The sequence below is a fragment of the Ruegeria sp. AH3 genome, assembly GCF_056536265.1.
In genome coordinates, this window is record NZ_JBQFJL010000001.1 from 2,543,761 (window position 1) to 2,556,022 (window position 12,262).

Sequence of the window (12,262 nt, forward strand, 5' to 3'; positions counted from 1 at the left end):
ATGACACCATATCTAGCTTTCAATCTAGATGGAATAACAAGAGTTTCGGAATAAATCGTGAACATCGTCTGTGAACAATGAATCCGTTCCGCCTCCAACAGAATTGAAGGACGGACCGTTTGGACAGTGGTCTCGCGAAAGACATTGAGCATGCTGGTCAACTTAGAGGCATGCTGAAAGGCAGTTGCGATCCCCTCGTATTCCGCCAGTTCGGTGATGGTATACGTCGGCGAGAACACTGTGCCGACAGGGCCGAACAGCAGCCTCTAAAAGGGGTCTGCTCCGGTAGATGGGAGGGTGGCAACCATCCCATCTACCGCGCCCGTCCTAGATCAAACGAACGGCGCGATGGCATCGTGAACAACAGCGCTCAAGTCACGCTGCCGAAGAATCCGGTTGTCAGGATTCCACTCTTCTGCGCCCTCAAATCGCGCTGCGGCGACAGGACCATCTTTCTGATAGCCCTCAAAACCATCGCCATCGCAAAAGCGCCGCGCGAGGATGTCGATCGCCGCTTGAACGGTTTCAGCGTGCTTGCCAGCCAGTGCGGCTTCGAATGCAAAACGCAAAACCTCCGTTCCACCCTTGTAGTGCTCAAGGCAATAGCAAAGGTCGTGCGCATCCTTGGGTTCGGCCCGGTGATCGAAAGCGAGCGCCTTGAGGCAGGTGAAACTGACAATGTCGGCATGCCGAATGGTTTCAGTCGTGACGCCACCGTCGCCCAGCAGTTCAGCCGTGATATCCACGGTCTCATGATGATCCAGCACCATCGCCGAATGCGGAATGTGGATTGCCGAAACTGCACCTTCCGAGGGCAATTCCTGAAGCGCCCCACCCCTCTCATCGCCTGCATCCGCCAGGAATTCCAAAATCAGAACCGTGCCGTCGACCAACTCCTGCTGCCAGCGCCATGAGAGTTTTTTGCCCTCATCGTTTTCTGACCGTTTGAACCCGATGGCTCTGATGTTGTCCTCAAGCGTCCGGTAGGCCTCGGTATCTGCCAGCAGCTTCATGTCCACAACGACATCTACGTCACCGGTTCCCGCGTGCGCGGGCACCGCCGGCGGGCGTTCCTTGATGAGGTAGCGTGGCGTCAGACCGCCCACGAGAAAGATGGAGTCGCGCCACGGTCCCAAATGGCGGATCAGCGTGACCAGAACGCGCTCACAGGCCTCGGTGACTGTTTGGTTGTAGCCTTGAATGGCCGTCGGTTTCTTCATTGCCACACCAGTTTCTGAGACCGCAGATGCTCTGCCATTTCCCTCGAACGACCATGATATTCCAGCAGGTCGAGATAGACTTGCAGGGGCGAGGCCAACAAGCGTGTTCTCTCGTCAAACATCCTGTGACGTTGCTTCATGGTTTTTGCGTCGATCACCACTAGGTTCGCACCTTCGGAAACCTCGCGGGCGCCCAAAGTGGAGATGAGCCAATCGTGTGACCGCTTTCCAAAGGCCCGCACCGTCAGGTCAGAGACATTTGAAAGAAACGGCGCATATGCCTGGGCGGCAAACTGTCCGGTGAACTCCAGATCGAAATCGTCATAATAGTTCGCACCCTCGATCTCGCGGGCCATGTCCTCGGGTTTCATCCGCGGAACGTAATACCGGCTCCGCTTCGACGCACGGCTGGCCAGAATGCTGTCACGCCAGGCATCCAAGAGGACATCCGGCCGGATCAGTCTGCGCCGTTTCGCAGGCCCCTCCCCTCTCACATCCAGCCAATCGCGGTGCTCAAGATCCTTGAAGGTCTCGGAAACGGTTGCCGCAGACACACCGGCATATTCGGCAATCTCCGAGCCACTCACCCATTCGCCTGGACGATCGAACAAGGCGTGCAAGACTTGTGCACGGGTTCCTTTGAACACGTTCATGGCCCGCCGCTTGGTACGCTTGGGTTTCGGCCTCTCGATCAGCACAAACGTCTCATCGACACTGACAAAGAGCGATCCACTCAGGTCGTGATAGGCGACCTGCTCTTCTTGAAGGAAGTTCCGAGCCCCGTCCGAAACCGAACGTGCAAGGATCATCGGAACATACCGCCGGTTGGAACTGTCCAACTCCCGCAGGTACCGTTTGAGCTGCCAGACAATCTCTCTTGCGTCTCGGGGAAATACATCGCCTCGGGTTTCCACCACGAAGGTGATTTCGCGTCCTGCCACGACAGCTTCAAGAATTGCATCCGGACGCAATCGGCTGCCAACCCCCGCTTCCCAGGAGATTTCGCCCAAGTGCGCCTCGGGAACTGCCTCAAAGCTATCGCTCAGGCTTTCCAGAAGTTCCGGCTCTATATTCGCAATTTCTTCCATATTCACTGTTCAGCAGATTTAGCTGTTTTTCTCCTATATTCGCAAAATAGTCAATATTCACTGTTCAGCAAACTTACGCATATCAACATCCCGACCGTCAAAGCCCATCTCCAGCAAGTTCGGTGACGACCCAGTCACGCCGCTTGCCCACTGAGCCTACCGTAGAAACTGCGCTCGAGATGCAACTCCCCTGCCCCGGCTTTCTGGACAATGCCACGCAGATATCCGCCCGGAGACGCCACTTCGCCTGCACAATGCTTATCGAAGGTCAGAACCAGCGCTGCCGTGGCGATTTGAGGCCCAAGTCTGTCTTGCGCGAGGTTCCAGGCATGCTCCGAGACGCCAATCATCGGTCTCAACTGCCCGGCAATCCGGTGCAGATCGCCCCAATCCTTCAGGTAACCGCCCATATTGCGCGCCCAGGACGCGAATTCAGGACAAGCCTGCATCACCGTCGGCAAATCAAGCGCAGCACCACGGTTTTTGCGCGTCTCGGCAACCCAATCTTCCAACTCGCTATCCACCTGCTCTTCGGGTGGCGTATTGGGCACCACGCCCACCGTTTGCTCAGTTTCTGAGCGATTACAGGTTACAGGATTAAGTTCGGTTGTAATTAGTATATGAGGTTCAGAATTGACCTCCTTGGGGTTCATTTCTTGAGTCTTTTCACTGACTTGTTTAGTAGTTCCAGCGGTGTTTTCCACAACCTCTTCTGCCCGAACTGCCTTGAGGTAAGTCGACTCGACGCTCTCCTGAAGCTCTTTGAACCATGCCAGGAGCCGCTCAAGCACCTCAGAGGCGGTGTTTCGACGCGGCAGTCTGCCCAGGAGATCTTCAAACAACTCCGAAAGATGCTCCCAAGGCCCTCTCAGCGAGCTGCCGAAGGCCGCTTCGATCCGGGCGCGGATCATACGGCGTGCAACCGTAATCTGGCGCTTCAGGCGCTGACAGAGTTCGCGCTCGGCCTGCAATTCGGTCTGGAGCTGCTCGAATTCTTCAACGCGTGCTGACAGCGGGGACAGATCGAAGCCGTAGGCCTCGATGATGCGCCCGTCAGCGTCCCTACAGCCCCAACGCTTGCCGTTGGGGCTGTCCTTAAAGGAGATCATACATAGCCCTCAAAGCGTATTGTTTGCGGGACTTCAGTTGCACCGTTTTCCTGAGCGAGTAGGGCGCGTGCTGACGAAAAGGTAGCAAGCGCAAAAAGAACAAGAAGGGCCTTTATCATCGTAGCGCCTCGGATCCGGGTTTTGAACTTGGGCCGGGGTTCACAAATGATCGCCCCGGCCAGCGTCAGGACAAACGAGGTAGTTCTTGCCCTGAAACATCGTACTTTCGTCTAGTTGAGAAGATCACCGACGATGCCGACGGCATCGACAACGGTAGACAGATCATTCGTAACTTCGAGGACTTCGCCATCGACCTGAATGTAGCGGTTTCCTTTGCCGGGCTCCCCCAGCTTCCATTTGGAAAGGTCCCCAAATTCTTCGAACTCCAGATCAGATGGGAGCTTGGCACCGCGCGTGTAGCGCTTGATCTGGCCAGGCGGCACAGCCTTTGGGCCTTTGCCGGGTTTGTCTTCGATCTGAATGCTGACATCACCGTTCTTGCCCCCCTTGTTCGGCTTTTTACCCTTGTTGTCTTTGGCATGGGCATCGCCGCCTCCAAGGATGAAAAACACAACTGCTAAGGCTGCGAGAATTCCGTAGGCGATCTTCATAGATTGTTCCTTTGCTTCCCAACTTCATTCGACCGGCGTTGAAAATTCCGGCACGCGCTTGATCTCTCTTAGTTGCCCTTTGGCACACCCCTTAGTGACTGCCTTCACCCCGCATTAGAAAACTATCCGGGTTCTTAGACCGAACAGGGTAATCCGGTCCTGATCGGGATTTAGAAGCGGGTCGGAAATGAATTGTACCGATGGCGTGATCTGCAATCCGGGTGAGATTGAAAAACGGTAGAAAGCTTCAAGCGTGAACTGATCGCCATCTATGCCTCTTGCTTCGGCCCAGTTTAGGCCCAGACCGGCCAAATCGGTGTTGCGACCATAGTAACCGAGACCGGCAGAAATCGACCGTTCATAAAGCGCTGCGGTCCCCTTCGAGGCCCCAGCCCGAAAGAACGGCATCCACTTATTGTCAACAAACCATGCGGCAGAAAACGCAGCGCCGTAATCTTCTGGACGGCTACCATCGTCAGCCGCATCCGCATGCCAGAGAGTCAAATGGACATTGTCAAAATAGATGCGATCAAAGCCGGACGTGTACCCAAGCTCGAGTGATTTGAAGAGATTGCCATCGCTAAACACATCAAAATTTGGATCGGACGGGTCGGCGTTTGCGTCTGAGATGCTCGTAATAGCGTAGAAGTTTTCGCTCAGCTTTATCCCGCCAGCAATTCCAAGGCCTTGATTGGGCGCGTTGATTGTCGGATTGGTGTTGAAAGACAGGTTCTGAAAACCACTGTAGGGGCTTACCAACCCATAGATATCCACAAAGTCCGTTACATCGATCTGCCCGACTTGCAGCGTCCACGAGCCGTCCTCGGCCCTTTGGGTCCAGAACAGGTTGGTCAGCAGCAAACCATTATCGTTGAAGGCTGTCCCCGTGATAGAAAGCGCTCCGCCATCCAGACCGAGAAATTGCGGGGCAACATCCGTGTAACTGTGCCGGTCTTCGATCTTGAATGTCAGAGAACCCTGTTCAGTTGCCTGCCAACTGCCGTAGAACCGCGCAATTCCGCTGGCTGCTTCGCCGGTTCCCAGATCAGCATCCGTGGTTTGGCCCAATGCCAGGTAGTCAATGTTGAACCGAAAACCACCCTCAGCCAGTCGGTCTTTCCACTGAAACCAACCCGGTGCGATGTTGCGTGGAAAATCGGAACGATATTGCGGATCGGTGAGCCCGTCTCCGGGCGCAAGATCAGCTTCGACTGAAGATGGCCCGGATAGTCCCTGAGCCGACGCTGCGCCAGCAAAAGCAATGCTCAATGCGGCAACCAGAAGTCTTATCATTTTGACGCCTGTGCCCCACCGGTCTTGCGATTTCCCGCCGCGCGGATGCGATCAGCAGCACGCTGCTGCCATTCCAACCTGTCTGCCTCGGTTTCCAGAGTTTCGACACGTTCCGTCTCTAGCTGGAAAGTCGCATTCATAGGCATGAGGCCGTCAACAACCATCATATTCTGAACAGAAGGATCGATGGTCAGCGTGCCTGTCAGCCGAACGGGTTCGTGGAAATAGCTAGGCGCCCAGTCCCCGTTCAACCGCACACGGATCATCTGGTTAGGCGGAGGTGGAGGCATGTGGCTGCACATCCCTCTTTCTGGCACCAAATACGCCACAGGCCGGCCGTCCGGATCGCTCGGAGCAGGAATGGCAAAGCCCGCGAGTGTGATTGTTCGGCCGTCGAATTGCGCGTTTCCGCTCGTTCCAGCCTTTCTTCGCCGCTCCGTCACGACCTCTCGCTGATCGAGTAGCCAGTCGACATCAATCCCATCAGCCGCCAAGGCATCCTCAGTCTCGGTCAGAAGCTCTTGCCATTTCTGCCTCTCTTCTTCGCTGCCACTATCCTGCTGTAACCTGCCGCGCAGCCGTACGACGTAAAGGACATCGTCGAATTGTTCGGCGCTAAGTTCGCGATAGGGGTCTTCAAAGACCTGCGCAGACGGATCTGGCAGGTCTGCCCAGTCCAACGCGGTTCCAGGCGTCGCCGCAGCATCATAACCGCACAAAACCAACCCTGCGAATACTGCGGAGCAAAACCAATTTCGCATGAATGCTCTCCGGCTGCTTTATCTGGTCAATCCAGTGTGTTTTTGTAGATCACACCGTCCTTCATGATCAGGCGGATTGTTTCCGGGCTGTCCGGCCTCGGGTCCGCACCAAACCACTGATCACCTGTTCCAACGACCGAGAAGTCTTCGAGGGGGTTGCCGTCTATCAGTAGGATGTCGGCATAGGCGCCTTCTTCGATCACACCCAGTTTGCCTTCTGGATAGGGGTTCATGAAATCACCGCTAAGTGCCGCGATCTCGCCGCCTACCGAAGTCAAGGTTACCATCGACGCATAGGGGCCGAAGAAATGGTTGTTCAGATGCTTCTCGTAGGCGATCTGAATGTTGCACGCCTCGACTGAGCCCACGCAATCGGTTTGGAACCCGCGCGGCGCCGGGCATTCCTTCATGCTGGGAATATAGGCTTCGAAGGTCGCCGAGGCCGATTTGGCTTTCCTCAAACTGTTAGGGTTGTTTTTCACGGACGGAACGTCAAGAAGGCCCGGATCAAATGCCGTGATGTTCGTCGTGATGTACGCTCCTTTTTCTTTCATCAAAGCAGAAATTTCGCAGTCAAAGTGAAATCCGTGTTCAATGGTTCTAACCCCTGCATTCAGGGCATTGATGATCGCTTCTTTGCGGTAGGAATGTGCCATGACATAGGTGCCGTACTCGTTGGCAACCTGAACAGCAGCCTCGATCTCTTCCTTCGAACCGGCGAGCAACTGCCATGGATCGAATGCCGAAATCACCCCACCTGATTGCATGAACTTCAGTTGCGTGGCACCCATGCGCAAGTTGTTGCGGCCATACATGTAAATTTCGTCAACACCGTTGACCTGTTGGGCCATATTCAGAGTGCCAAAGTTGGTCACCCCGCCCGGCGGAGATGTGAAAGATGCGAAGTCGGCATGGCCGCCGCGCGTCCCGAGAAATGCGCCGGAAGGATAAAAGCGGGGGCCGACGATCTGGCCTGCGTCTATGGCACGCCGCAGCCCGCCACCAGCGCCCCCGGCATCGCGAACGGTCGTGAAGCCCTGCATCAGGTACATTTCGGCCATCCGTGTCCCGTGGATGGCGAAATCCTCCCAGGTCGAGTTGGTTTCCATCTCGGCAATCGATGGCCCCATGAGCATCAGGTGCGCGTGATTCTCGATAAAGCCCGGTGTCAGAGTGCGTCCGCCACCGTCGATAACCTTCGCACTCGGCGCATCAATGGCATCGGTTGAGACGGACTTGATCAGATTGCCCTCGACCAGAACACTGGCATTCTCAATGCGTTGCTCATTCACACCGTCGAAGACATGCACGTTGGTAAACAGCGTTTGGGGTTCTTCTTGATCCTGAGCCTGCGCGGTCGTCGAAAAAGAAAGAACTGCCGCGACAATTGCCGTCGAGCAAAGAGACATTCGTAAGCCGGACATAAGTACTCCCTTCATATTCATGTTTTGCCAACTATAGTCTGGAATTCATTGGCTCGGTTGCCCCTTTTGAATTAGGATGTGCGAATGTGACTGCAAAAATGGCCACTTCTTAAAGCTAATCCAGACAAGGGTTATGAGCTTGCCTTTCAACTCCACCTCCCGAGAGCATAGCGAGGGCTTTATTCGCCTCTCTTTAGCTGCTCCGTTTCTGCAATATCTCACCGAACGTAAGATCAATCCGCAACCAGCATTGGATCAGGTCGGCTTGAAAGCCGAACTGTTGACTAACCCATCCGTGTTCGTTCACTCAGAGTTGGTTTACGGCTTGGTAAATGCTTTCTCAGAAGTGTCAGGGGATCGATACCTTGGACTGAATGTAGGGGAGACGTTTGACCTGCAAGAGTGGCCTCCATTCGCTCAAGCCCTGCAAACTACAAAAACGCTGTTCGAGTTTTTTACCCGCTTTGTTGGGCTTGTACCGCAGGAGTCCAATTCTGTGCGGCACAGCCTTATCATTGAAGCGGACAAAGCGACTTATCGTATCGATAGGCAACAGGAACCAACAGTCCCGCCCATTCAGGTAACCGGTTTTGGTGCTGCAATCTATGTACGCCTGTTGCAGACCGTCGTCGGCGATTCCTGGGACTCTTCGCGTGTGCGATGGGAAAGCAGATACATCAATGGTTTGCCTGTCAACTACAAAGGGATCGAGGTTGGCCTTGGAACCGATCCCGGAATGCAAATTAGTTTTCCTGTGGAATGGTTGTTTTTGCACCATGTCTCTGACGGCTCTGCCAAGCCGATGGTCTCACCGCGACAAGATGAAGAAGTAACTGTGGTGGCTGCTTTGCGCTCTGTCTTGCGCGGCAAACTGGATGAAACCGATTTGGGGCCGGAGATGGTGGCCGAGTTGCTGGGAATACAGCCGGAACGGTTCCTGAAAGCGCTTCAACAACAAGGCACAACGTTACCGCGCGAAATCAAACGGCTGCGTATCGATGTCGCCAAGGAGCACCTCAAAGATGACCAGATGACAATTGCGGAGATTGGTCTGATGCTCGGCTATTCTGACAAGTCCCATTTCACTCGCTTTTTCCGAAGTCAGACCGGAATGACACCGACCAAGTTCCGAAGCAAGTAAATGTGGTCGAGCCAAATGAACGCTTCGAAGATTAGGTCCTCGTGGGATCAGTTCGGAGAAGTTGTAGTGCGACGTTGAACAGGTTAGTCGACGACACGAATGGTTGGTTGCCACCGCCGATACAACCTCTGCAACTGGCCGTTTCGTTGTGTATTTCGGAGTCAGCAAAGCTTGGTTGCGAAGGTCCGGTTTGGGCTGCAAACAGTCATAGGCGCGGGAAGCAGCGAAGGTCGAATGCGAGCCCACTTTGACCGATGCTGCGCGATGCCCGAATGGCTGCAATACGCAGAAAGCAGACAAGTCAAATTTTGGCCGTCGGTCCAAACCTGTCGTTAGGCATCGATTGGCCAATCTGAGCTATGGCGCGTTAGACCAGATGTTCGCTGCGAACGCCACACCTGTGGCCCTTCTAACAAACTCAATGCAGGAAGCCCTCAGCCCGTTCTGTTTGTTATGACATACTCAAGCGTTGTTAGCTATTGGTTGCCTTCGGTCGGCGCGACAAGCGATGCATTGACAATGTCTCCTAAAGTGCGAACCACGCAGGCGCCTGAATGCGGTGCTCGGGACAAAACCGATGGCCGCATCCGGCTCAACGCACTAGGCGATTTCTGCATTTCTTGGGCAATTGCGAACGACCGCAGGAAATCCGCATAGGGATCGCTGCCATTACCGCGTGGTTCGTAGTTCAGTCGCCCCTCCCGTATTCCTTCCACGTAGATCGTTTCATCTTCTTTGATGGTGGCAACGACCCGGTTCTGATCCAGCTTTTCAGGATCAATAGCGGTGGGGTCTTGCGCCAACAGAACAAAATCCGCGAGCTTCCCGACCTCGATTGAGCCTTTTTGAACTTCCTCAAAATGCTGCCAGGCTGGCCAGATTGTCAAAGCCTTCAAGGCTGTCATTACGTCAACGCGCTGGTGTGGCCCAAGAATGTCTCCGGAACGGGTCCGGCGTGTAACGGTCGCATCGAGTATGCGCATACTGTCGGGGAACGCCACCGGAGCATCATGGTGCGACCCGAACATCATGTCCCGTTCAACGAGCCAGCCTATGGGCGAAATATTGTCTGCGTTGACCGGTCCAACCGTGTGATCACGATGCCAATCACCCCAATAAAACGTGTGCATCGGAAAAAGCGACGGAAACACGCCGAGACGTTTATATGCATCCACCTGATCTTCACGCAAAAACTGACCGTGGATCAGTACCGGGCGGTTTCCCGGGTCGCCGTATTTGGTTTGAGCAACCTCCAGCGCCGCGATCAGCATATCCGAAGCACCTTCGCCATTGGCATGCGTGATGATCTGGAAGCCGCGCTCGTAGCACCAGTTCACAGCCTCCTGCACTTGCTCCATGGTTACGGCGGCATAGCCAGCGTAGCCTGCGGGATAGTCACCTACCGGATCGTAATAGGGTCGATCCCGAAGTGCCGTGAAGCCTTGCGGTGACCCGTCGATGGTCAATTTACAGCCGCCAACGCGGATACCGTCTGCGTATTCGGATGAAGTATTTTCAGCGATGTAGTCTTGTGCCTCCAACACGTCTGGAAACGCCACGACATCGATCGGGATTTTGCCTTCGGCGGCCACAGCTTTGAGGGCTTCCACCACTTCTCCAGAAGAACGCCCGTCTTGAGCCGTCGTATAACCAAAACTTGCCCAGAGCTCCGCGCCTGCCTCGGCGAAGGCCAACAGGGCGTCCGGGCCAAGTTGACCCAAAATTGGAACAAGCGCGCCGAAGAACGCATATTCCTCAAGAACTCCGTTTGGCTCTCCGTTTGCGTCTCGCTGTATGATGCCACCGGCAGGATCCGGCGTGGCCGCGTCAAAACCCACAAGTTCCAGCGCCCTGGAGTTGGCGACCCCGATGTGCCCGGATTGATGCACAATAATAATTGGCAGGTCAGTTGTTACTGCGTCCAGGTCCTCGCGGGTTGGATGCCGCAGCTCAGCGAGTTGAGCGTTATCGTAGCCAAACCCGATGACAACACCTGCGCGTTCGACAGCTTCGGTGTTTTCTTCAACCCATACGCGCAACGTCTCTTGTAGACTTGCTATGTCCGTGACGTTGCCGTCAGGCGGGGCCAGCAAATTGGCTGAGAGCGCTTGCAATCCGCCAAATACGACGTGCCCATGACTGTCTATGAACCCCGGAAGCATCGCCCGACCATCCAAGTCGAACAGTTCGGTGGCATCACCCTGCTTGCTCATAACCTCTGTCAGGTCCCCTACCGCAAGAATGCGCCCGTCCTTGACAGCTACAGCCTCTACGGTCGGCTGTTCATCGTTGATCGTCAGGATTGGTCCGCCCGTATAGATCGTGTCGGCAATTTCTTGTGCGGTCGAAGAAGCCGCGATTATCGTAGTGGCAGCGACAACTACTGATCCAAAAAGTCTAAATGACATCTGTTCGCTCCTTCAATTTACATCAAAATAAACACAGTCGGTCGCCACAAGGGCATATTCGGTGCGTTTCTATTTTTTAGCAGCGACGCAAACAGCCATTCGACAAGAGAACTGTAGCATCGGAATCCTTCAACTTGACCAGAATAATCTTTTCTGAACGATCGATTTAAGCTGGAAGCGGCCATCCGAAAACCTTCCCCGGCAATACGGCGATGGCGCGAAACAGGCAAAGAATGAGACCCGAAGATATGGAGCCTCGAACCAAGAAAGTTGAAGGTTAATGCGCCCAAAGTTTTGGGCCAAAAATGCAATTCTTTGGGCGAAATGCAAAGCTATGGGCGCACTTACAAGTGCCTGTAGGTACGCGCATAACGCTGCATTCCTTTCGTTGATTTCATTCATGAAATTCAAGTGTGCTCGCCCATAACTTTACGCGACGTTTGCGCATTACTTTGCACGATTTGCCCATAAGTTTGCGTGGTTCAAAGTACACGCTCAATTGGCAGTGGTTTCTGAACAAGCCCTACAACTTTTTGGTATTTTCCTTCAATCACAGCTACGCTTTGATTGGCAAATTTCAACTCACGTTTGCAGAATGCAGCTCACTTGCACGCTTGCGATAGATCCCAAAATAAAATTCCGGCGGTGGGGGCTCGATATGCATTCCGCTGATACGTCACGTCATAGAACATATCGGTCGAAACAGAACGCTAGACTTAGAAGCGCTAAAAGAGCGGATGCGCACCATAGACTGGTCGCAGCTTGATGGAGTCCAATGTTGGGCCTGCGACTATCAATCCGATGCGGACATGCTGCGGTGTTTGAACTATCTCCAGAAACTCGATCACTGAGGTGAGTTTTGATCTTTGGCGAAGCTTCAGAGCTCGAGTCCGGAACGCAGAGCATCGAATCGTTTTACGCTCTGAGAGCGACCCCAGATAAGTTGCCTAATTCAATTTAGCACACGCTAAGCTAGAAGGTTCCCAGAACTACGCGGTGAATTTCGAAGTGCAGCATGCTCCGTCTTGACATGGTTATACGAACTGGTTCAGCTTGCGGTCATGACGTTCACACGCATCCACTGCCATCGAATATCGGCCTGAGGTCGATAACCCACGCGAAATCCGCGGGAGGCAGCATTGGTATGCGGGCGAGGCTTATATCCTTGTAATTGCTCCAGATTAGAGTGCACGAATCGGTTCGATTC

The 12,262-nt window shown here is 54.2% G+C and carries 9 protein-coding genes; 1 reads left to right on the forward strand and 8 read right to left on the reverse strand.

Annotated elements, in window-relative coordinates; translation table 11 throughout:
- Positions 1 to 332: 332 nt before the first annotated feature.
- The 7 genes from ACR3EM_RS12825 to ACR3EM_RS12855 all read right to left on the reverse strand — a co-directional run bounded on the left by ACR3EM_RS12825 (position 333) and on the right by ACR3EM_RS12855 (position 7,506).
- Complete coding sequence (locus ACR3EM_RS12825) at positions 333 to 1,220, reverse strand: hypothetical protein (protein WP_480471068.1); 888 nt, start codon at positions 1,218 to 1,220, stop codon at positions 333 to 335.
- A complete protein-coding gene (locus ACR3EM_RS12830) occupies positions 1,217 to 2,308 on the reverse strand; it encodes a MarR family transcriptional regulator (protein ID WP_480471069.1) in 1,092 nt (363 codons plus the stop codon). Before ACR3EM_RS12830 ends, ACR3EM_RS12825 begins: the two co-directional genes overlap by 4 nt.
- A 134-nt stretch (positions 2,309 to 2,442) precedes the next feature.
- The gene (gene repC, locus ACR3EM_RS12835) at positions 2,443 to 3,417 is read right to left on the reverse strand and encodes a plasmid replication protein RepC (protein WP_480471070.1); all 975 of its coding nucleotides are present in this window, start codon (positions 3,415 to 3,417) and stop codon (positions 2,443 to 2,445) included.
- Between the two features lie 230 nt (positions 3,418 to 3,647).
- The gene (locus tag ACR3EM_RS12840) at positions 3,648 to 4,028 is read right to left on the reverse strand and encodes a hypothetical protein (RefSeq protein WP_480471071.1); all 381 of its coding nucleotides are present in this window, start codon (positions 4,026 to 4,028) and stop codon (positions 3,648 to 3,650) included.
- 114 nt (positions 4,029 to 4,142) lie between these two features.
- Positions 4,143 to 5,321, reverse strand: coding sequence for a carbohydrate porin (locus ACR3EM_RS12845; RefSeq protein ID WP_480471072.1), 1,179 nt, complete (start codon positions 5,319 to 5,321; stop codon positions 4,143 to 4,145).
- Positions 5,318 to 6,082, reverse strand: a complete 765-nt coding sequence (locus ACR3EM_RS12850) for a DUF3299 domain-containing protein (RefSeq protein ID WP_170367313.1) — start codon at positions 6,080 to 6,082, stop codon at positions 5,318 to 5,320. Before ACR3EM_RS12850 ends, ACR3EM_RS12845 begins: the two co-directional genes overlap by 4 nt.
- Positions 6,083 to 6,108: 26 nt before the next feature.
- Entirely contained in the window at positions 6,109 to 7,506 is a 1,398-nt protein-coding gene (locus tag ACR3EM_RS12855; protein WP_170367314.1) for an amidohydrolase family protein, read from the reverse strand.
- A gap of 133 nt (positions 7,507 to 7,639) precedes the next feature.
- Here ACR3EM_RS12855 and ACR3EM_RS12860 point away from each other — a divergent pair, with 133 nt between their 5' ends.
- A complete protein-coding gene (locus tag ACR3EM_RS12860; protein ID WP_170367315.1) occupies positions 7,640 to 8,647 on the forward strand; it encodes an AraC family transcriptional regulator in 1,008 nt (335 codons plus the stop codon).
- Between the two features lie 476 nt (positions 8,648 to 9,123).
- Here the strand turns inward: ACR3EM_RS12860 and ACR3EM_RS12865 are convergent, their stop codons facing one another.
- On the reverse strand, positions 9,124 to 11,055 hold the full coding sequence (locus tag ACR3EM_RS12865) for an amidohydrolase (protein ID WP_480471073.1): 1,932 nt from the start codon (positions 11,053 to 11,055) through the stop codon (positions 9,124 to 9,126).
- Between the last annotated feature and the right edge of the window lie 1,207 nt (positions 11,056 to 12,262).

Excerpts from the sequence above, each read along its gene's own strand:
- ACR3EM_RS12825 (WP_480471068.1), bottom strand. The coding sequence starts at position 1,220 with ATGAAGAAACCGACGGCCATTCAAGGCTACAACCAAACAGTCACCGAG.
- ACR3EM_RS12855 (WP_170367314.1), bottom strand. The coding sequence starts at position 7,506 with ATGTCCGGCTTACGAATGTCTCTTTGCTCGACGGCAATTGTCGCGGCA.
- ACR3EM_RS12850 (WP_170367313.1), bottom strand. The coding sequence starts at position 6,082 with ATGCGAAATTGGTTTTGCTCCGCAGTATTCGCAGGGTTGGTTTTGTGC.
- ACR3EM_RS12865 (WP_480471073.1), bottom strand. The coding sequence starts at position 11,055 with ATGTCATTTAGACTTTTTGGATCAGTAGTTGTCGCTGCCACTACGATA.
- ACR3EM_RS12840 (WP_480471071.1), bottom strand. The coding sequence starts at position 4,028 with ATGAAGATCGCCTACGGAATTCTCGCAGCCTTAGCAGTTGTGTTTTTC.
- ACR3EM_RS12830 (WP_480471069.1), bottom strand. The coding sequence starts at position 2,308 with ATGGAAGAAATTGCGAATATAGAGCCGGAACTTCTGGAAAGCCTGAGC.
- repC (WP_480471070.1), bottom strand. The coding sequence starts at position 3,417 with ATGATCTCCTTTAAGGACAGCCCCAACGGCAAGCGTTGGGGCTGTAGG.
- ACR3EM_RS12845 (WP_480471072.1), bottom strand. The coding sequence starts at position 5,321 with ATGATAAGACTTCTGGTTGCCGCATTGAGCATTGCTTTTGCTGGCGCA.
- ACR3EM_RS12860 (WP_170367315.1), top strand. The coding sequence starts at position 7,640 with ATGAGCTTGCCTTTCAACTCCACCTCCCGAGAGCATAGCGAGGGCTTT.